Origin of the sequence: Bacillus subtilis subsp. subtilis str. 168 (assembly GCF_000009045.1) — a bacterium.
GTDB classification, from domain to species: Bacteria; Bacillota; Bacilli; order Bacillales; family Bacillaceae; genus Bacillus; species Bacillus subtilis.
Window position 1 is genome coordinate 374527 of the sequence record NC_000964.3, and the last position, 24000, is coordinate 398526.

Annotated in this window: 6 protein-coding genes; 4 read left to right on the top strand and 2 right to left on the bottom strand. The window is 49.2% G+C overall.

All coding sequences use genetic code 11. The features are described from left to right. Nucleotides 1–76: 76 nt before the first annotated feature. On the bottom strand, nucleotides 77–634 hold the full coding sequence (gene hxlB, locus BSU_03450; RefSeq protein NP_388227.1) for a 6-phospho-3-hexuloisomerase (PHI): 558 nt from the start codon (nucleotides 632–634) through the stop codon (nucleotides 77–79). 5 nt (nucleotides 635–639) lie between these two features. Continuing rightward, a complete protein-coding gene (hxlA, locus tag BSU_03460) occupies nucleotides 640–1272 on the bottom strand; it encodes a 3-hexulose-6-phosphate synthase (HPS) (protein NP_388228.1) in 633 nt (210 codons plus the stop codon). 233 nt (nucleotides 1273–1505) lie between these two features. On the opposite strand from hxlA, the gene hxlR reads away from it, so the two are divergent. Further along, nucleotides 1506–1868 (top strand): positive regulator of hxlAB expression (formaldehyde sensing), encoded by a 363-nt coding sequence (hxlR, locus tag BSU_03470; RefSeq protein ID NP_388229.2) that lies wholly within the window; start codon nucleotides 1506–1508, stop codon nucleotides 1866–1868. A gap of 573 nt (nucleotides 1869–2441) precedes the next feature. Then, entirely contained in the window at nucleotides 2442–13205 is a 10764-nt protein-coding gene (gene srfAA, locus BSU_03480; protein ID NP_388230.2) for a surfactin synthetase, read from the top strand. Nucleotides 13206–13217: 12 nt separating this feature from the next. After that, nucleotides 13218–23969: a surfactin synthetase gene (gene srfAB, locus BSU_03490; RefSeq protein ID NP_388231.2), complete on the top strand. Its 10752-nt coding sequence runs from the start codon at nucleotides 13218–13220 to the stop codon at nucleotides 23967–23969. Beyond that, complete coding sequence (comS, locus tag BSU_03500) at nucleotides 16354–16494, top strand: regulator of genetic competence (RefSeq protein ID NP_388232.1); 141 nt, start codon at nucleotides 16354–16356, stop codon at nucleotides 16492–16494. Before srfAB ends, comS begins: the two co-directional genes overlap by 141 nt. Nucleotides 23970–24000 lie beyond the last annotated feature (31 nt).

Sequence of the window (24000 nt, forward strand, 5' to 3'; positions counted from 1 at the left end):
TTATCGGGTTTTTGGGTTTAAAGTTTTATTTTAGAAAAAATAAAACCGGCCTGATCTTCAGGCCGGTTGTGTGATGCTATTCAAGGTTTGCGTGGTGAGTGAACATAGTTTCAGAATCGAGACCTTTTTTCTCCATGAGTTTTAAAATCACTGCATCATAGAAGAGCAGCAAAGTTTGTTCAAATAATGATCCCATTGGCTGAATGGTTTTATAGCTTCCGTTAGACTGGTCTTTAGGGGAACCAGGCATTCTGATGATGAGGTCCGCTTGTTTTCCGATGCTTGATTCCGGATTGATGGTTAAAGCGGCAACAATTCCGTGTAAGCTTTTTGCTTTTGCTGCGGTATGAATCAAGCTCTTTGTCTCGCCTGATCCTGAGCCGATAATAACTAGATCTCCTTCGGCGAGCGGCGGAGTGAGAATCTCACCTACTATATGGGCGTTGAAGCCCATGTGCATCAGTCTCATCGCGAAGGATTTTGCCATCAGGCCAGACCGCCCCGCACCCGCGGTGAAAATTTGGTGGGATGAAAGAATGTGATCGGCAAGCTGGTCAGCTTCTTCATTAGAAATATAAGCTGCTGAATTGTGTAACTCATTGAGAATTTCCGCTACGTATTCAGTCGTTTTCATCGGAGTTATCCTTGGACAATCAGCTGCTTCATTTTTGAAGCTGTTTCCGCCTTATCAGCTGCGCTTGTAATTCCGCCCCCGACAATGACAAGGTCAGGCTTTTGCTGGATCACTTCTGGCAGTGTATCAAGTTTGATGCCGCCCGCGATTGCGGTTTTTGCGTTTTTTACGGTATTTTTGATTGTCGTTAATTCTTCGAAAGAGTTTTTGCCCTCTGCTTGAAGATCATAGCCAGTGTGGACGCAGATGTAGTCAACACCGAGTGCGTCAATTTCTTTCGCACGGGATTCGATATCTTTCACGTTAATCATGTCCACTAAGATTTTCTTCTTTTGTTTTTTGGCTTCTTCTACTGCGCCTTTAATCGTTGCATCGTCTGTAGCCCCTAAAACGGTGATGATGTCAGCGCCTGCTTCCGACGCTTTCATAATTTCGTAGCCTCCGGCATCCATGATTTTCAGGTCTGCAAGAACCTTCAATTGAGGAAATGCTTCTTTTATTTCTTTAACGGCTCTTAGGCCTTCATTGATGACGACCGGTGTTCCGATTTCAACTACGTCGATGTATTGTTCTACCTCTTTGACAAGCTCAATGGCTTCCGGGATGTTGACGAGGTCTAATGCAAGCTGTAATTCCATTGTTGATCCACTCCCTTTTTCGAATTATTGTTCATTCTATAGGTTCCTTCTTTTGTTGAGAAGTAGGCACTTTGAAGTCAACAAGTTACTTGGAGGATACTGTGAGGAGAGACAATCAGATTTCTTTCGCTTGATTTTATGAGTGAGTATAATGAAAAAAGAGTCTGCAAAAAAGTAAGTAAGTGATGATACGTATCTAACATACAAAAAGGTTACTAAGGGGGGGGATTCTATTGAGCCGGATGGACGACAAAAGGTTTAATTGTGAGAAGGAATTAACGCTTGCAGTGATTGGCGGTAAATGGAAAATGCTCATTTTATGGCATTTAGGAAAAGAAGGCACAAAACGGTTCAATGAATTAAAAACATTGATTCCTGATATTACGCAGAAGATCCTCGTGAATCAGCTGAGAGAGCTTGAGCAGGATATGATTGTTCACAGGGAAGTGTATCCAGTTGTCCCGCCGAAGGTTGAATATTCTCTGACCCCGCACGGAGAAAGCCTCATGCCTATTCTTGAAGCCATGTATGAGTGGGGGAAAGGCTATATGGAATTGATTGATATCGACAAAAATGTCATGAAAGAATCGTTGTAAGACGCTCTTCGCAAGGGTGTCTTTTTTTGCCTTTTTTTCGGTTTTTGCGCGGTACACATAGTCATGTAAAGATTGTAAATTGCATTCAGCAATAAAAAAAGATTGAACGCAGCAGTTTGGTTTAAAAATTTTTATTTTTCTGTAAATAATGTTTAGTGGAAATGATTGCGGCATCCCGCAAAAAATATTGCTGTAAATAAACTGGAATCTTTCGGCATCCCGCATGAAACTTTTCACCCATTTTTCGGTGATAAAAACATTTTTTTCATTTAAACTGAACGGTAGAAAGATAAAAAATATTGAAAACAATGAATAAATAGCCAAAATTGGTTTCTTATTAGGGTGGGGTCTTGCGGTCTTTATCCGCTTATGTTAAACGCCGCAATGCTGACTGACGGCAGCCTGCTTTAATAGCGGCCATCTGTTTTTTGATTGGAAGCACTGCTTTTTAAGTGTAGTACTTTGGGCTATTTCGGCTGTTAGTTCATAAGAATTAAAAGCTGATATGGATAAGAAAGAGAAAATGCGTTGCACATGTTCACTGCTTATAAAGATTAGGGGAGGTATGACAATATGGAAATAACTTTTTACCCTTTAACGGATGCACAAAAACGAATTTGGTACACAGAAAAATTTTATCCTCACACGAGCATTTCAAATCTTGCGGGGATTGGTAAGCTGGTTTCAGCTGATGCGATTGATTATGTGCTTGTTGAGCAGGCGATTCAAGAGTTTATTCGCAGAAATGACGCCATGCGCCTTCGGTTGCGGCTAGATGAAAACGGGGAGCCTGTTCAATATATTAGCGAGTATCGGCCTGTTGATATAAAACATACTGACACTACTGAAGATCCGAATGCGATAGAGTTTATTTCACAATGGAGCCGGGAGGAAACGAAGAAACCTTTGCCGCTATACGATTGTGATTTGTTCCGTTTTTCCTTGTTCACCATAAAGGAAAATGAAGTGTGGTTTTACGCAAATGTTCATCACGTGATTTCTGATGGTATCTCCATGAATATTCTCGGGAATGCGATCATGCACATTTATTTAGAATTAGCCAGCGGCTCAGAGACAAAAGAAGGAATCTCGCATTCATTTATCGATCATGTTTTATCTGAACAGGAATATGCTCAATCGAAGCGGTTTGAAAAGGACAAGGCGTTTTGGAACAAACAATTTGAATCGGTGCCTGAACTTGTTTCCTTGAAACGGAATGCATCCGCAGGGGGAAGTTTAGATGCTGAGAGGTTCTCTAAAGATGTGCCTGAAGCGCTTCATCAGCAGATTCTGTCGTTTTGTGAGGCGAATAAAGTCAGTGTTCTTTCGGTATTTCAATCGCTGCTCGCCGCCTATTTGTACAGGGTCAGCGGCCAGAATGATGTTGTGACGGGAACATTTATGGGCAACCGGACAAATGCGAAAGAGAAGCAGATGCTTGGCATGTTTGTTTCTACGGTTCCGCTTCGGACAAACATTGACGGCGGGCAGGCGTTTTCAGAATTTGTCAAAGACCGGATGAAGGATCTGATGAAGACACTTCGCCACCAAAAGTATCCGTATAATCTCCTAATCAACGATTTGCGTGAAACAAAGAGCTCTCTGACCAAGCTGTTCACGGTTTCTCTTGAATATCAAGTGATGCAGTGGCAGAAAGAAGAGGATCTTGCCTTTTTGACTGAGCCGATTTTCAGCGGCAGCGGATTAAATGATGTCTCAATTCATGTAAAGGATCGATGGGATACTGGGAAACTCACCATAGATTTTGATTACCGCACTGATTTATTTTCACGTGAAGAAATCAACATGATTTGTGAGCGCATGATTACCATGCTGGAGAACGCGTTAACGCATCCAGAACATACAATTGATGAATTAACACTGATTTCTGATGCGGAGAAAGAGAAGCTGCTTGCGAGGGCCGGCGGTAAATCTGTGAGCTACCGTAAGGACATGACGATACCAGAGCTGTTCCAAGAAAAGGCTGAACTGCTTTCTGATCATCCAGCGGTTGTATTTGAAGATCGCACATTGTCCTATCGAACGTTACATGAGCAATCTGCACGCATCGCCAATGTGCTGAAACAGAAAGGGGTTGGCCCGGACAGTCCTGTCGCGGTTTTGATTGAACGCTCTGAACGGATGATTACAGCTATCATGGGAATTTTAAAAGCCGGCGGAGCCTATGTGCCGATTGATCCGGGTTTTCCTGCTGAGCGCATTCAATATATTTTGGAGGACTGCGGGGCGGATTTCATCCTGACTGAATCGAAGGTTGCGGCGCCTGAAGCCGATGCTGAGCTGATTGACTTAGATCAGGCGATTGAGGAAGGTGCAGAAGAAAGCCTGAATGCAGATGTGAACGCTCGGAACCTTGCCTACATTATTTACACATCGGGAACAACCGGACGCCCGAAAGGCGTTATGATCGAGCATCGCCAGGTTCATCATTTGGTTGAATCTCTGCAGCAGACGATTTATCAAAGCGGCAGCCAAACCCTGCGGATGGCATTGCTTGCGCCGTTCCACTTTGATGCGTCAGTGAAGCAGATCTTCGCGTCGCTTCTTTTGGGCCAAACCCTTTATATCGTACCGAAGAAAACAGTGACGAACGGGGCCGCCCTTACTGCATATTATCGGAAGAACAGCATTGAGGCGACGGACGGAACACCGGCTCATTTGCAAATGCTGGCAGCAGCAGGCGATTTTGAAGGCCTAAAACTGAAGCACATGCTGATCGGAGGAGAAGGCCTGTCATCTGTTGTTGCGGACAAGCTGCTGAAGCTGTTTAAAGAAGCCGGCACAGCGCCGCGTTTGACTAATGTGTACGGGCCGACTGAAACGTGCGTTGACGCGTCTGTTCATCCGGTTATCCCTGAGAATGCAGTTCAATCAGCGTATGTGCCGATCGGGAAAGCGCTGGGGAATAACCGCTTATATATTTTGGATCAAAAAGGCCGGCTGCAGCCTGAAGGCGTGGCGGGTGAGCTTTATATCGCGGGAGACGGTGTGGGCCGAGGCTATTTACATTTGCCTGAATTAACGGAAGAGAAGTTTTTACAAGATCCATTCGTGCCGGGCGATCGCATGTACCGGACCGGGGACGTGGTGCGCTGGCTTCCAGATGGAACAATCGAATATTTAGGCAGAGAGGATGACCAGGTCAAAGTCCGCGGATACCGGATTGAGCTTGGGGAAATTGAAGCCGTGATTCAGCAGGCGCCAGACGTTGCAAAAGCCGTTGTTTTGGCACGCCCTGACGAACAGGGAAATCTTGAGGTTTGCGCATATGTTGTGCAGAAGCCTGGAAGCGAATTTGCGCCAGCCGGTTTGAGGGAGCATGCGGCCAGACAGCTTCCTGACTATATGGTGCCGGCTTACTTTACAGAAGTGACAGAAATTCCGCTTACACCAAGCGGCAAAGTCGACCGCCGCAAGCTGTTTGCACTAGAGGTGAAGGCTGTCAGCGGCACTGCCTATACAGCGCCGCGAAATGAGACTGAAAAAGCAATCGCAGCCATTTGGCAGGACGTGCTGAACGTTGAGAAGGCGGGGATCTTTGACAATTTCTTTGAAACTGGCGGACATTCATTAAAAGCCATGACCCTTTTAACAAAGATTCATAAGGAAACAGGCATTGAGATTCCGCTTCAATTTTTGTTTGAGCATCCGACGATTACGGCTCTTGCAGAGGAAGCTGATCACAGAGAAAGCAAAGCTTTTGCGGTGATTGAACCTGCTGAAAAACAGGAGCATTACCCGCTTTCATTGGCACAGCAGCGAACATATATCGTCAGCCAGTTCGAGGATGCGGGAGTCGGCTATAACATGCCAGCAGCAGCAATTCTGGAAGGGCCTTTAGATATTCAAAAGCTGGAGCGCGCATTTCAGGGATTAATCCGACGCCACGAGTCATTGAGAACATCATTTGTTCTTGAAAACAGCACGCCGAGACAGAAAATTCACGATAGCGTTGATTTCAACATCGAAATGATTGAAAGAGGCGGCCGCTCAGATGAGGCAATTATGGCTTCATTCGTTCGGACATTTGATTTGGCGAAAGCTCCGCTGTTCAGAATCGGTTTGCTGGGGCTTGAAGAGAACCGTCATATGCTGCTGTTTGACATGCACCATTTGATTTCTGACGGTGTATCCATTGGCATTATGCTGGAGGAGTTAGCACGCATTTATAAAGGCGAACAGCTTCCTGATCTTCGTCTCCAGTATAAGGACTACGCTGTATGGCAAAGCAGACAGGCTGCTGAAGGGTACAAGAAGGACCAGGCTTATTGGAAGGAAGTCTTTGCAGGCGAGCTCCCGGTGCTTCAGCTTCTGTCCGATTACCCAAGACCACCTGTTCAAAGCTTTGAAGGGGATCGGGTGTCAATCAAGCTGGATGCGGGGGTAAAGGATCGCCTCAATCGTTTGGCTGAACAAAACGGCGCCACTTTATATATGGTGATGCTTTCCGCTTACTATACGCTTTTGTCAAAGTATACGGGGCAGGATGACATCATTGTCGGGACACCGTCAGCGGGCAGAAATCACTCCGATACAGAGGGCATTATCGGGATGTTCGTCAATACGCTTGCGATTCGCAGTGAGGTGAAGCAGAATGAGACGTTTACCCAATTGATCTCGCGTGTCCGCAAACGGGTGCTGGATGCCTTTTCTCATCAGGACTATCCGTTTGAGTGGCTTGTTGAAGATTTGAACATCCCGCGTGATGTTAGCAGGCATCCGCTGTTTGACACGATGTTCAGCCTTCAAAACGCGACAGAGGGCATTCCGGCTGTCGGCGATCTTTCCTTGTCTGTTCAAGAGACCAATTTCAAGATTGCCAAATTTGATTTGACGGTGCAGGCGAGAGAAACCGATGAAGGCATTGAGATTGATGTGGATTACAGCACAAAGCTGTTTAAACAAAGCACGGCAGACAGGCTGCTTACGCATTTTGCGCGTTTGCTTGAAGATGCTGCGGCTGATCCAGAGAAGCCGATTTCTGAGTATAAGCTTCTTTCTGAAGAGGAGGCTGCTTCGCAAATTCAGCAGTTTAACCCGGGCAGAACACCTTATCCGAAAGATAAAACAATTGTTCAGCTGTTTGAGGAGCAAGCGGCGAATACGCCAGACCACACTGCGCTTCAATATGAAGGCGAATCACTCACTTATCGTGAACTGAATGAACGGGCCAATCGTTTAGCCCGCGGCATTCTTTCTCTTGGAGCTGGCGAAGGCAGAACTGCGGCTGTCTTATGCGAGCGGTCAATGGATATGATTGTGTCGATCTTGGCAGTATTAAAATCAGGTTCGGCTTATGTTCCGATCGATCCGGAACATCCGATTCAGCGGATGCAGCATTTCTTCCGTGACAGCGGAGCAAAGGTGCTTCTCACTCAGAGGAAATTAAAGGCTTTGGCGGAAGAAGCGGAATTTAAGGGCGTTATCGTGCTAGCCGATGAGGAAGAAAGCTATCATGCCGATGCGCGAAATCTCGCACTGCCTCTTGATTCTGCAGCAATGGCCAACCTGACGTATACTTCCGGAACGACTGGAACACCTAAGGGGAATATCGTGACACATGCCAATATTCTCCGCACGGTGAAGGAAACGAATTATCTCAGCATTACAGAACAGGATACGATTCTCGGTCTTTCCAATTACGTGTTTGACGCGTTTATGTTCGATATGTTCGGCTCTTTGTTAAACGGAGCCAAGCTGGTGCTGATACCGAAGGAAACCGTTTTGGACATGGCTCGCCTGTCCCGCGTCATTGAACGGGAGAACATCAGCATTCTCATGATTACAACCGCTTTGTTCCACTTGCTTGTGGACTTGAATCCGGCATGCTTGTCAACGCTTCGCAAGATTATGTTTGGCGGGGAACGGGCTTCGGTTGAGCATGTCAGAAAAGCTTTGCAAACGGTTGGAAAGGGCAAGCTCCTTCATATGTATGGACCGTCTGAAAGCACGGTTTTCGCGACGTATCATCCGGTTGATGAATTGGAGGAGCACACGCTGTCTGTTCCGATTGGAAAACCGGTCAGCAATACGGAAGTATACATTCTTGACCGTACGGGACACGTGCAGCCTGCCGGGATTGCCGGAGAGCTTTGCGTCAGCGGCGAAGGACTCGTGAAAGGCTATTACAACCGTCCAGAACTGACTGAGGAGAAATTTGTTCCCCATCCGTTTACATCCGGCGAACGCATGTATAAAACGGGAGACCTTGCGAGATGGCTGCCGAATGGCGACATCGAATTTATCGGGCGAATCGACCATCAGGTGAAGATTCGCGGACAGCGCATCGAGCTTGGAGAAATCGAACATCAGCTGCAAACCCATGATCGTGTTCAGGAAAGTGTTGTGCTTGCCGTTGATCAAGGAGCGGGAGATAAACTGTTGTGTGCTTACTATGTCGGAGAAGGAGACATCTCATCACAAGAGATGAGAGAGCATGCTGCGAAGGACTTGCCGGCATATATGGTTCCTGCGGTGTTTATCCAAATGGACGAGCTGCCGCTGACAGGGAACGGAAAAATTGACCGGAGAGCGCTGCCGATTCCTGATGCCAACGTTTCAAGAGGTGTTTCATATGTTGCGCCACGCAATGGAACGGAACAAAAAGTCGCGGACATTTGGGCACAGGTACTTCAGGCAGAACAAGTCGGCGCTTATGACCACTTCTTTGACATTGGCGGACATTCATTAGCAGGCATGAAGATGCTTGCCTTGGTTCATCAGGAACTGGGCGTTGAGCTGTCACTCAAGGATCTCTTCCAGTCACCGACGGTTGAGGGCTTGGCACAGGTGATTGCCTCTGCTGAAAAAGGGACAGCCGCAAGTATCAGCCCGGCAGAGAAACAAGATACGTATCCTGTTTCTTCACCGCAAAAACGGATGTACGTGCTTCAGCAGCTTGAGGATGCGCAAACGAGCTATAACATGCCGGCGGTTCTGCGCCTGACAGGTGAGCTTGATGTTGAAAGGCTTAACAGCGTCATGCAGCAGTTAATGCAGCGTCATGAAGCCTTGAGAACCACGTTTGAAATAAAAGATGGAGAAACGGTGCAGCGGATCTGGGAAGAGGCTGAGTGCGAGATAGCCTATTTCGAAGCCCCGGAAGAAGAGACAGAGCGGATCGTTTCTGAGTTTATTAAGCCTTTCAAAATCGACCAACTTCCACTGTTCAGAATAGGGCTTATCAAGCATTCAGACACTGAGCATGTGCTGCTGTTCGATATGCATCATATTATTTCTGATGGTGCATCTGTCGGTGTGCTGATTGAGGAGCTTTCAAAGCTGTACGACGGAGAAACCCTTGAGCCGCTCCGTATTCAATATAAGGATTATGCCGTGTGGCAGCAGCAGTTCATTCAGTCTGAGCTTTACAAGAAGCAAGAAGAGCATTGGCTGAAGGAGCTGGACGGAGAGCTGCCGGTGCTGACGCTTCCGACTGATTACAGTCGGCCTGCCGTTCAAACATTTGAGGGAGACCGCATTGCATTTTCATTAGAAGCAGGCAAAGCTGATGCTCTGCGCAGGCTTGCAAAAGAAACGGATTCCACGCTTTACATGGTGCTTCTGGCTTCATACAGTGCGTTTTTATCAAAAATTAGCGGGCAAGACGATATCATCGTCGGTTCACCTGTGGCCGGACGATCTCAAGCGGACGTCAGCCGCGTCATCGGAATGTTCGTCAATACATTGGCGCTGCGCACGTATCCGAAGGGTGAAAAGACGTTTGCTGACTATCTTAACGAAGTGAAAGAAACGGCACTCAGCGCTTTTGATGCGCAGGATTACCCACTTGAGGATTTGATCGGAAATGTTCAGGTTCAGCGTGACACAAGCAGAAATCCGTTATTCGATGCAGTTTTTTCAATGCAAAATGCGAATATAAAGGATTTAACAATGAAAGGGATTCAGCTTGAGCCGCATCCGTTTGAACGGAAAACAGCCAAGTTTGACCTCACGCTGACGGCTGACGAAACCGACGGAGGGCTTACATTCGTACTCGAATACAATACAGCTCTGTTTAAGCAGGAAACGATTGAACGATGGAAGCAATATTGGATGGAGCTTTTAGATGCAGTTACTGGGAACCCGAACCAGCCGCTTTCCAGCCTGTCACTGGTCACCGAGACAGAAAAGCAAGCGCTTCTTGAGGCATGGAAGGGCAAAGCGCTGCCTGTGCCGACAGACAAAACGGTTCATCAGCTATTCGAAGAGACTGCCCAGCGCCACAAAGACCGCCCGGCTGTCACATACAACGGCCAGTCTTGGACGTACGGCGAGCTGAATGCGAAGGCAAACCGTCTCGCGCGGATTCTGATGGACTGCGGCATCAGCCCGGATGACCGCGTCGGCGTTCTCACGAAGCCGTCGCTTGAAATGTCCGCCGCGGTGCTCGGCGTCTTGAAAGCCGGAGCGGCGTTTGTGCCGATTGATCCTGACTATCCGGATCAGCGGATTGAGTATATTTTACAGGACAGCGGCGCGAAGCTTCTCTTGAAACAGGAAGGCATTTCAGTGCCGGACAGCTATACGGGAGATGTCATTCTTCTCGACGGAAGCCGCACGATTCTAAGCCTGCCGCTTGATGAAAACGACGAGGAAAATCCAGAAACCGCTGTAACCGCGGAGAACTTGGCGTACATGATTTACACGTCTGGAACGACCGGACAGCCGAAGGGTGTCATGGTCGAGCACCATGCGCTTGTGAACCTGTGCTTCTGGCACCACGACGCGTTCAGCATGACAGCGGAGGACCGCAGTGCGAAGTACGCGGGCTTTGGGTTCGACGCTTCCATTTGGGAGATGTTCCCGACCTGGACGATCGGTGCCGAACTTCACGTCATTGAGGAAGCGATCCGCCTCGATATCGTCCGCCTGAACGATTATTTTGAAACGAACGGCGTAACGATCACGTTCCTGCCGACACAGCTTGCGGAACAGTTCATGGAGCTTGAGAACACATCACTTCGCGTATTGCTTACTGGAGGAGACAAGCTGAAGCGCGCAGTGAAAAAGCCGTACACACTCGTCAATAACTACGGGCCGACAGAGAATACGGTCGTTGCCACAAGCGCAGAAATCCATCCGGAGGAAGGCTCGCTTTCCATCGGAAGGGCCATTGCCAATACGAGAGTATACATTCTCGGCGAGGGCAATCAGGTGCAGCCGGAAGGCGTAGCCGGAGAGCTTTGCGTGGCGGGGCGCGGACTGGCACGCGGCTATCTGAATCGAGAAGACGAAACCGCGAAGCGGTTTGTCGCTGATCCGTTTGTGCCGGGTGAGCGCATGTACCGCACCGGCGATTTGGTGAAATGGACGGGCGGCGGCATCGAATACATCGGCCGGATCGACCAGCAGGTCAAGGTCCGCGGCTACCGGATCGAGCTCTCAGAAATTGAAGTCCAGCTCGCCCAGCTTTCTGAGGTGCAGGATGCGGCGGTGACAGCTGTCAAAGATAAAGGCGGCAACACAGCGATCGCGGCGTATGTCACACCGGAATCAGCTGACATAGAAGCACTGAAATCAGCACTGAAGGAAACCCTGCCGGATTACATGATCCCGGCGTTCTGGGTGACGCTGAACGAGCTTCCGGTTACGGCAAACGGCAAAGTGGACCGCAAAGCCTTGCCTGAGCCGGACATCGAAGCGGGAAGCGGAGAATACAAAGCGCCGACGACCGACATGGAAGAGCTGCTTGCCGGCATCTGGCAGGACGTGCTTGGAATGTCTGAAGTCGGTGTCACCGACAATTTCTTCTCGCTTGGCGGAGATTCCATCAAAGGAATTCAAATGGCGAGCCGCTTGAACCAGCACGGCTGGAAGCTGGAAATGAAAGATCTCTTCCAGCACCCGACGATCGAAGAGCTCACCCAGTACGTAGAGCGTGCCGAAGGCAAACAGGCAGACCAAGGCCCGGTGGAGGGCGAAGTCATCCTGACGCCGATCCAGCGCTGGTTCTTTGAAAAGAACTTCACGAACAAGCACCACTGGAACCAATCTGTGATGCTTCACGCCAAGAAGGGCTTTGATCCTGAACGGGTGGAGAAAACATTGCAGGCGCTGATCGAGCATCATGACGCGCTCCGCATGGTCTATCGTGAGGGACAGGAAGACGTCATTCAATACAACAGAGGTCTTGAAGCTGCTTCAGCTCAATTGGAGGTCATCCAGATTGAGGGCCAAGCTGCAGATTACGAAGACCGAATAGAGAGAGAAGCGGAGCGTTTGCAAAGCAGCATCGACTTGCAGGAAGGCGGCTTGTTAAAAGCAGGCTTGTTCCAAGCGGAAGACGGAGATCACTTGCTTCTTGCCATTCACCACTTAGTGGTTGACGGCGTGTCGTGGCGGATTTTACTGGAGGATTTCGCCGCGGTATATACACAGCTTGAGCAAGGCAATGAACCGGTTCTCCCGCAGAAAACACATTCATTTGCAGAGTATGCAGAGAGATTGCAAGACTTCGCGAACTCCAAAGCCTTTTTGAAAGAAAAAGAGTATTGGAGACAGCTTGAAGAACAAGCTGTTGCGGCAAAGCTTCCGAAAGACCGCGAATCTGGTGATCAGCGAATGAAACATACAAAGACAATTGAATTCTCGCTGACTGCTGAAGAGACAGAACAGCTCACCACAAAGGTGCATGAGGCATATCACACAGAAATGAATGATATTTTGCTGACGGCATTCGGATTGGCAATGAAGGAGTGGACGGGTCAAGATCGAGTAAGTGTTCATTTAGAGGGGCATGGACGTGAAGAAATCATAGAAGACCTGACCATTTCTCGCACAGTCGGCTGGTTTACAAGTATGTACCCAATGGTGCTCGATATGAAGCATGCGGATGATCTGGGCTACCAGCTGAAGCAAATGAAAGAAGATATCAGACATGTGCCGAATAAGGGAGTCGGATACGGCATTCTGCGCTATCTGACGGCACCGGAACATAAAGAAGATGTGGCGTTCTCGATTCAGCCGGATGTCAGCTTCAACTATTTAGGTCAGTTTGACGAAATGTCGGATGCAGGTTTGTTTACGAGATCAGAGCTGCCATCAGGACAGTCATTAAGCCCTGAAACAGAAAAACCGAATGCGCTGGATGTTGTCGGATATATCGAAAACGGAAAACTGACGATGTCACTGGCCTATCATTCTCTTGAATTTCATGAAAAAACAGTACAAACATTCAGTGACAGCTTTAAAGCGCATCTTCTCAGAATCATTGAACATTGCCTATCTCAAGATGGTACGGAACTGACCCCGAGTGATCTTGGTGACGACGATTTGACGCTGGATGAGCTGGATAAATTAATGGAAATTTTCTAATAGAGGTGGCATATGAGCAAAAAATCGATTCAAAAGGTGTACGCACTGACACCAATGCAGGAGGGAATGCTGTATCATGCGATGCTTGATCCGCATTCTTCCTCGTACTTCACACAATTAGAGCTTGGGATTCACGGCGCTTTTGATCTTGAAATCTTTGAGAAAAGCGTCAATGAACTGATTCGGTCATACGATATTCTCCGTACGGTATTTGTGCATCAGCAGCTGCAAAAACCGCGTCAGGTCGTGTTAGCGGAACGCAAAACAAAAGTGCATTATGAGGATATCAGTCATGCAGACGAAAACCGCCAGAAAGAGCACATTGAGCGTTACAAACAAGACGTTCAGCGCCAAGGCTTTAACCTGGCAAAAGACATATTGTTCAAGGTAGCGGTTTTCCGCCTTGCTGCAGATCAGCTGTATCTTGTCTGGAGCAATCATCATATTATGATGGACGGCTGGAGCATGGGCGTCCTCATGAAAAGCCTGTTCCAAAACTATGAAGCGCTCAGAGCAGGCAGGACACCGGCAAACGGTCAGGGCAAGCCTTATTCCGATTACATCAAGTGGCTTGGAAAACAGGACAATGAAGAAGCGGAGAGCTACTGGAGCGAGCGCTTGGCGGGTTTTGAACAGCCAAGCGTGCTCCCGGGCCGCCTGCCTGTGAAAAAAGACGAATACGTCAATAAAGAATATTCATTTACATGGGACGAAACACTGGTTGCCCGTATTCAGCAAACCGCAAATCTCCATCAAGTGACAGGGCCTAACCTATTTCAGGCCGTTTGGGGCATTGTTCTCAGCAAATACAACTTTACGGATGATGTGATCTTCGGAACGGTCGTCTCGGGACGACCGTCTGAAATCAACGGAATCGAAACGATGGCGGGGCTGTTTATCAACACCATTCCAGTGCGGGTGAAAGTTGAACGAGATGCTGCATTCGCTGATATTTTCACAGCTGTTCAGCAGCATGCAGTAGAGGCAGAGCGTTACGATTACGTGCCGCTCTATGAGATTCAAAAACGCTCAGCTCTTGATGGCAATCTCTTAAACCATCTGGTCGCGTTTGAAAATTATCCGCTTGATCAAGAGCTTGAAAACGGCAGCATGGAAGACCGCCTCGGGTTTTCGATTAAGGTAGAAAGCGCATTTGAACAAACGAGCTTCGATTTCAACCTGATTGTGTATCCGGGCAAAACGTGGACCGTCAAAATTAAATATAACGGAGCCGCCTTTGATTCCGCTTTTATCGAACGGACAGCGGAGCACCTTACCCGCATGATGGAAGCAGCTGTCGATCAGCCGGCCGCTTTTGTGCGTGAGTACGGGCTTGTGGGAGACGAAGAGCAGCGGCAAATTGTCGAGGTGTTTAACAGCACGAAAGCCGAACTCCCTGAAGGAATGGCTGTTCACCAAGTGTTTGAAGAGCAAGCGAAACGGACGCCGGCGAGCACCGCCGTCGTATATGAAGGAACCAAGCTGACGTACCGCGAGCTGAATGCAGCGGCTAACCGTCTGGCGAGAAAGCTTGTCGAACATGGGCTTCAAAAAGGGGAAACAGCAGCGATTATGAACGACCGCTCAGTAGAAACCGTTGTCGGCATGCTGGCTGTTTTAAAAGCAGGCGCCGCATATGTGCCGCTTGATCCAGCGCTTCCTGGGGATCGTCTTCGTTTCATGGCAGAGGACAGCTCCGTTCGAATGGTTTTGATCGGAAATTCTTATACAGGGCAGGCACATCAGCTGCAAGTGCCGGTTCTTACACTGGACATAGGCTTTGAAGAGAGTGAAGCGGCTGACAATCTCAACCTGCCATCCGCCCCGTCTGATTTGGCGTACATCATGTACACATCCGGTTCAACGGGCAAACCGAAAGGCGTCATGATCGAACATAAAAGCATTCTGCGCCTCGTCAAAAATGCCGGGTACGTTCCTGTTACTGAAGAAGACCGCATGGCGCAAACGGGAGCTGTCAGCTTTGATGCCGGAACGTTTGAGGTATTCGGCGCACTGCTGAATGGCGCAGCACTTTATCCGGTCAAAAAAGAGACACTGCTTGATGCGAAACAATTTGCTGCATTCCTGCGTGAGCAAAGCATCACAACTATGTGGCTGACATCACCTTTATTCAACCAGCTTGCTGCAAAGGATGCGGGTATGTTCGGCACACTGCGCCATTTAATCATCGGCGGAGATGCCCTTGTCCCGCATATTGTCAGCAAAGTAAAACAGGCATCGCCGTCGCTTTCATTGTGGAACGGATACGGCCCGACAGAAAACACGACGTTTTCAACCAGTTTTCTGATCGACCGCGAGTATGGCGGCTCTATCCCAATCGGGAAGCCGATCGGAAATTCCACTGCCTATATTATGGATGAGCAGCAATGCCTGCAGCCAATCGGCGCGCCTGGTGAGCTTTGCGTAGGCGGAATCGGTGTAGCGCGTGGGTATGTCAATCTCCCTGAGCTGACGGAGAAGCAATTTCTGGAAGACCCGTTCAGACCGGGTGAGAGAATTTACCGCACTGGTGACTTGGCAAGATGGCTGCCGGACGGCAATATCGAATTTTTAGGCAGAATCGACAACCAAGTGAAGGTGCGCGGCTTCCGAATTGAGCTTGGCGAAATTGAAACAAAACTGAACATGGCTGAGCATGTGACAGAAGCCGCGGTGATCATACGCAAGAACAAAGCAGACGAAAATGAAATTTGCGCGTACTTCACGGCGGATCGTGAAGTGGCTGTGAGTGAGCTGAGAAAAACACTGTCTCAGTCTTTGCCTGACTATATGGTCCCTGCCCACCTGATTCAAATGGACAGCCTGCCGCTCACGCCAAACGGGAAAATCAACAAAAAGGAACTGCCTGCACCGCAATCAGAAGCCGTGCAGCCGGAATACGCAGCACCAAAAACAGAGAGTGAAAAGAAATTAGCGGAGATCTGGGAAGGAATACTCGGCGTCAAAGCAGGCGTTACCGATAACTTCTTTATGATCGGCGGCCATTCTTTGAAAGCGATGATGATGACGGCGAAAATTCAAGAGCATTTTCATAAGGAAGTTCCGATAAAAGTGCTTTTTGAAAAGCCGACTATTCAAGAACTGGCACTGTATTTGGAAGAGAACGAAAGCAAGGAGGAGCAGACGTTTGAACCGATCAGGCAAGCATCTTATCAGCAGCATTATCCTGTATCCCCGGCCCAGCGGAGAATGTATATCCTCAATCAGCTTGGACAAGCAAACACAAGCTACAACGTCCCCGCTGTACTTCTGCTGGAGGGAGAAGTAGATAAAGACCGGCTTGAAAACGCGATTCAGCAATTAATCAACCGGCACGAAATCCTCCGTACATCGTTTGACATGATCGACGGAGAGGTTGTGCAAACCGTTCATAAAAACATATCGTTCCAGCTGGAGGCTGCCAAGGGACGGGAAGAAGACGCGGAAGAGATAATCAAAGCATTTGTTCAGCCGTTTGAATTAAACCGCGCGCCGCTCGTCCGTTCGAAGCTTGTCCAGCTGGAAGAAAAACGCCACCTGCTGCTCATTGATATGCATCATATTATTACTGACGGAAGTTCAACAGGCATTCTAATCGGTGATCTTGCCAAAATATATCAAGGCGCAGATCTGGAACTGCCACAAATTCACTATAAAGATTACGCAGTTTGGCACAAAGAACAAACTAATTATCAAAAAGATGAGGAATACTGGCTCGATGTCTTTAAAGGCGAACTGCCAATACTGGATCTTCCCGCGGATTTCGAGCGGCCAGCTGAACGGAGCTTTGCGGGAGAGCGCGTGATGTTTGGGCTTGATAAGCAAATCACGGCTCAAATCAAATCGCTCATGGCAGAAACAGATACGACAATGTACATGTTTTTGCTGGCGGCGTTCAATGTACTCCTTTCCAAGTACGCGTCACAGGATGATATCATTGTCGGCTCGCCGACAGCTGGCAGAACACATCCTGATCTGCAAGGTGTGCCGGGTATGTTTGTCAACACGGTGGCACTCAGAACGGCACCAGCGGGAGATAAAACCTTCGCGCAATTCCTTGAAGAGGTCAAAACAGCCAGCCTTCAAGCATTCGAGCACCAGAGCTATCCGCTTGAGGAGCTGATTGAAAAGCTTCCGCTTACAAGGGATACAAGCAGAAGTCCGCTGTTCAGCGTGATGTTCAACATGCAGAATATGGAGATTCCTTCATTAAGATTAGGAGATTTGAAGATTTCCTCGTATTCCATGCTTCATCATGTTGCGAAATTTGATCTTTCCTTGGAAGCGGTCGAGCGTGAAGAGGATATCGGCCTAAGCTTTGACTATGCGACTGCCTTGTTTAAGGACGAGACGATCCGCCGCTGGAGCCGCCACTTTGTCAATATCATCAAAGCGGCCGCGGCTAATCCGAACGTTCGGCTGTCTGATGTAGATCTGCTTTCATCTGCAGAAACGGCTGCTTTGCTAGAAGAAAGACATATGACTCAAATTACCGAAGCAACCTTTGCAGCACTTTTTGAAAAACAGGCCCAGCAAACACCTGACCATTCTGCGGTGAAGGCTGGCGGAAATCTGTTGACCTATCGCGAGCTTGATGAACAGGCGAACCAGCTGGCGCATCATCTTCGTGCCCAAGGGGCAGGAAATGAAGACATCGTCGCGATTGTTATGGACCGGTCAGCTGAAGTCATGGTATCCATTCTCGGTGTCATGAAGGCGGGGGCAGCTTTCCTTCCGATTGATCCTGATACACCTGAAGAACGAATCCGTTATTCATTAGAGGACAGCGGAGCAAAATTTGCGGTCGTGAATGAAAGAAACATGACGGCTATTGGGCAATATGAAGGGATAATTGTCAGCCTTGATGACGGTAAATGGAGAAATGAAAGCAAGGAGCGCCCATCATCCATTTCCGGGTCTCGCAATCTTGCATACGTCATTTATACGTCCGGTACGACCGGAAAGCCAAAGGGCGTGCAGATTGAGCATCGTAATCTGACAAACTATGTCTCTTGGTTTAGTGAAGAGGCGGGCCTGACGGAAAATGATAAGACTGTATTGCTTTCATCTTACGCATTTGACCTTGGCTATACGAGCATGTTCCCTGTACTTCTGGGCGGGGGCGAGCTCCATATCGTCCAGAAGGAAACCTATACGGCGCCGGATGAAATAGCGCACTATATCAAGGAGCATGGGATCACTTATATCAAGCTGACACCGTCTCTGTTCCATACAATAGTGAACACCGCCAGTTTTGCAAAAGATGCGAACTTTGAATCCTTGCGCTTGATCGTCTTGGGAGGAGAAAAAATCATCCCGACTGATGTTATCGCCTTCCGTAAGATGTATGGACATACCGAATTTATCAATCACTACGGCCCGACAGAAGCAACGATCGGCGCCATCGCCGGGCGGGTTGATCTGTATGAGCCGGATGCATTTGCGAAACGCCCGACAATCGGACGCCCGATTGCGAATGCCGGTGCGCTTGTCTTAAATGAAGCATTGAAGCTTGTGCCGCCTGGAGCGAGCGGACAGCTCTATATCACGGGACAGGGGCTCGCGAGAGGGTATCTCAACAGGCCTCAGCTGACAGCCGAGAGATTTGTAGAAAATCCATATTCGCCGGGAAGCCTCATGTACAAAACCGGAGATGTCGTACGAAGACTTTCTGACGGTACGCTTGCATTTATCGGCCGGGCTGATGATCAGGTGAAAATCCGAGGCTACCGCATTGAGCCGAAAGAAATTGAAACGGTCATGCTCAGCCTCAGCGGAATTCAAGAAGCGGTTGTACTAGCGGTTTCCGAGGGCGGTCTTCAAGAGCTTTGCGCGTATTATACGTCGGATCAAGATATTGAAAAAGCAGAGCTCCGGTACCAGCTTTCCCTAACACTGCCGTCTCATATGATTCCTGCTTTCTTTGTGCAGGTTGACGCGATTCCGCTGACGGCAAACGGAAAAACCGACAGAAACGCTCTGCCGAAGCCTAACGCGGCACAATCCGGAGGCAAGGCCTTGGCCGCACCGGAGACAGCGCTTGAAGAAAGTTTATGCCGCATTTGGCAGAAAACGCTTGGCATAGAAGCCATCGGCATTGATGACAATTTTTTCGATTTAGGCGGCCATTCATTAAAAGGGATGATGCTGATTGCCAACATTCAGGCGGAATTGGAGAAAAGCGTACCGCTTAAAGCACTGTTCGAGCAGCCGACAGTTCGCCAGCTGGCGGCTTATATGGAGGCGTCTGCTGTTTCAGGCGGCCATCAAGTACTCAAACCGGCTGACAAGCAGGATATGTATCCATTGTCATCCGCACAGAAACGAATGTACGTGCTCAATCAGCTTGACCGCCAGACGATAAGCTACAACATGCCATCTGTTCTTCTAATGGAAGGAGAGCTTGATATTTCGCGCCTGCGCGACTCACTCAATCAGCTTGTGAACCGTCACGAATCATTGCGGACGTCATTTATGGAAGCTAATGGTGAGCCTGTTCAGCGCATCATTGAGAAGGCGGAGGTTGATCTTCATGTGTTTGAAGCCAAAGAAGACGAAGCGGACCAAAAGATTAAGGAATTTATCCGGCCATTCGACTTAAACGACGCACCGCTCATTCGCGCAGCTTTGCTTCGAATAGAAGCGAAAAAACATTTGCTGCTTTTAGATATGCATCATATCATCGCAGACGGCGTCTCAAGAGGCATCTTTGTAAAAGAATTGGCGCTGCTTTACAAAGGAGAGCAGCTTCCGGAGCCGACGCTTCATTATAAAGATTTCGCCGTTTGGCAAAATGAAGCTGAGCAAAAAGAACGGATGAAGGAGCATGAGGCGTACTGGATGTCAGTTCTTTCAGGCGAGCTGCCAGAGCTTGATCTCCCGCTCGATTATGCCCGTCCGCCTGTGCAAAGCTTTAAAGGAGATACGATCCGTTTCCGTACGGGAAGTGAGACGGCAAAGGCGGTAGAAAAACTGCTTGCCGAAACCGGAACGACCTTGCACATGGTGCTCCATGCTGTTTTCCACGTCTTTTTAAGCAAAATTTCCGGACAGCGGGATATCGTCATCGGCTCCGTTACTGCCGGCCGGACGAATGCTGATGTTCAGGACATGCCGGGAATGTTCGTCAATACACTTGCCCTGAGAATGGAAGCGAAAGAACAGCAAACATTTGCGGAGCTTTTGGAGCTAGCAAAGCAGACGAACCTGTCAGCCCTTGAGCATCAGGAGTATCCGTTTGAAGATCTGGTTAATCAGCTTGATCTCCCTCGGGATATGAGCCGAAACCCATTGTTTAATGTGATGGTGACGACAGAAAACCCTGATAAAGAACAGCTTACATTGCAAAATCTGAGCATTTCACCTTATGAGGCTCATCAGGGAACTTCTAAGTTTGATCTGACACTGGGCGGATTTACTGATGAAAATGGCATTGGCTTGCAGCTCGAATATGCGACAGATCTGTTCGCAAAAGAAACAGCTGAAAAATGGAGCGAATACGTTCTGCGGCTACTAAAGGCTGTTGCGGATAACCCGAACCAGCCGCTTTCCAGTCTGTTACTGGTCACCGAGACAGAAAAGCAAGCGCTTCTTGAGGCATGGAAGGGCAAAGCGCTGCCTGTGCCGACAGACAAAACGGTTCATCAGCTATTCGAAGAGACTGTCCAGCGCCACAAAGACCGCCCGGCTGTCACATACAACGGCCAATCTTGGACGTACGGCGAGCTGAACGCGAAGGCAAACCGCCTCGCCCGGATTCTGATGGACTGCGGCATCAGCCCGGATGACCGCGTCGGCGTTCTCACGAAGCCGTCGCTTGAAATGTCCGCCGCGGTGCTCGGCGTCTTGAAAGCCGGAGCGGCGTTTGTGCCGATTGATCCTGACTACCCGGATCAGCGGATTGAGTATATTTTACAGGACAGCGGCGCGAAGCTTCTCTTGAAACAGGAAGGCATTTCAGTGCCGGACAGCTATACGGGAGATGTCATTCTTCTCGACGGAAGCCGCACGATTCTAAGCCTGCCGCTTGATGAAAACGACGAGGGAAATCCAGAAACCGCTGTAACCGCGGAGAACTTGGCGTACATGATTTACACGTCTGGAACGACCGGACAGCCGAAGGGTGTCATGGTCGAGCACCATGCGCTTGTGAACCTGTGCTTCTGGCACCACGACGCGTTCAGCATGACAGCGGAGGACCGCAGTGCGAAGTACGCGGGCTTCGGGTTCGACGCTTCCATTTGGGAGATGTTCCCGACCTGGACGATCGGCGCTGAACTTCACGTCATTGATGAAGCGATCCGCCTCGATATCGTCCGCCTGAACGATTATTTTGAAACGAACGGCGTAACGATCACGTTCCTGCCGACACAGCTTGCGGAACAGTTCATGGAGCTTGAGAACACATCACTTCGCGTCCTCTTGACCGGAGGAGACAAGCTGAAGCGGGCAGTGAAAAAGCCGTACACACTCGTCAACAACTACGGGCCGACAGAAAATACGGTCGTTGCCACAAGCGCAGAAATCCATCCGGAGGAAGGCTCGCTTTCCATCGGACGGGCCATTGCCAATACGAGAGTATACATTCTCGGCGAGGGCAATCAGGTGCAGCCGGAAGGCGTAGCCGGAGAGCTTTGCGTGGCGGGGCGCGGACTGGCACGAGGCTATCTGAATCGAGAAGACGAAACCGCGAAGCGGTTTGTCGCTGATCCGTTTGTGCCGGGTGAACGCATGTACCGCACCGGCGACTTGGTGAAGTGGGTGAACGGCGGCATCGAATACATCGGCCGGATCGACCAGCAGGTCAAGGTCCGCGGCTACCGGATCGAGCTCTCAGAAATTGAAGTCCAGCTCGCCCAGCTTTCTGAGGTGCAGGATGCGGCGGTGACAGCTGTCAAAGATAAAGGCGGCAATACAGCGATCGCGGCGTATGTCACACCGGAAACAGCTGACATAGAAGCACTAAAATCAACACTAAAGGAAACCCTGCCGGATTACATGATCCCGGCGTTCTGGGTGACGCTGAACGAGCTTCCGGTTACGGCAAACGGCAAAGTCGACCGCAAAGCCTTGCCTGAGCCGGACATCGAAGCGGGAAGCGGAGAATACAAAGCGCCGACGACCGACATGGAAGAGCTGCTTGCCGGCATCTGGCAGGACGTGCTTGGAATGTCTGAAGTCGGTGTCACCGACAATTTCTTCTCGCTTGGCGGAGATTCCATCAAAGGAATTCAAATGGCGAGCCGCTTGAATCAGCACGGCTGGAAGCTGGAAATGAAAGATCTCTTCCAGCATCCGACGATCGAAGAGCTCACCCAGTACGTAGAGCGTGCCGAAGGCAAACAGGCAGACCAAGGCCCGGTGGAGGGCGAAGTCATCCTGACGCCGATCCAGCGCTGGTTCTTTGAAAAGAACTTCACGAACAAGCACCACTGGAACCAATCGGTGATGCTTCACGCCAAAAAGGGCTTTGATCCTGAACGGGTGGAGAAAACATTGCAGGCGCTGATCGAGCATCATGACGCGCTCCGCATGGTCTACCGCGAGGAAAACGGGGACATCGTTCAGGTGTATAAACCGATCGGTGAGAGCAAGGTCAGCTTCGAAATCGTGGATCTGTACGGCTCCGATGAAGAGATGCTGAGAAGCCAGATTAAGCTTCTCGCGAACAAGCTGCAAAGCAGTCTCGATCTGCGAAACGGGCCGCTTTTAAAGGCGGAGCAATATCGCACAGAAGCTGGGGATCACCTGCTCATTGCTGTACACCATCTCGTGGTCGACGGTGTGTCATGGCGGATTTTGCTTGAAGACTTTGCTTCAGGCTACATGCAGGCTGAGAAAGAAGAGAGCCTTGTCTTCCCGCAAAAAACAAACTCCTTCAAGGATTGGGCGGAAGAACTGGCGGCATTCAGCCAATCAGCGCATCTTTTACAGCAGGCTGAATACTGGTCGCAAATTGCCGCTGAACAGGTTTCTCCTTTACCTAAGGATTGTGAAACAGAGCAGCGGATCGTCAAGGATACATCATCTGTCCTATGTGAATTAACGGCAGAAGACACTAAGCATCTTTTAACAGATGTTCATCAGCCATATGGAACTGAAATCAACGATATTCTTCTCAGCGCGCTCGGTTTGACAATGAAAGAATGGACAAAGGGGGCCAAAATTGGCATTAACCTTGAGGGACACGGCCGGGAGGACATTATCCCGAATGTGAATATCTCCAGAACGGTCGGCTGGTTTACGGCACAATACCCTGTTGTGCTCGACATATCTGACGCAGATGCCTCAGCTGTGATCAAAACAGTCAAAGAAAACCTGCGCCGCATTCCGGACAAAGGTGTTGGCTACGGCATTCTTCGTTATTTCACAGAAACAGCGGAAACAAAGGGCTTCACACCGGAGATCAGCTTCAACTATTTGGGCCAATTCGACAGTGAAGTCAAAACCGATTTCTTTGAACCGTCCGCTTTCGATATGGGGCGCCAAGTAAGCGGAGAATCAGAGGCGCTGTACGCATTAAGCTTCAGCGGCATGATCAGAAACGGCCGGTTTGTGCTTTCCTGCTCCTACAATGAGAAGGAGTTTGAAAGAGCTACAGTCGAGGAGCAAATGGAACGGTTTAAAGAAAACCTCCTGATGCTAATCCGCCATTGCACGGAAAAAGAAGACAAGGAATTCACACCAAGCGACTTCAGCGCCGAAGACCTTGAAATGGACGAGATGGGAGATATCTTTGACATGCTTGAGGAGAATTTAAAATAAAACGCAAGGGAATTACAGAAGGCGGGAGCGA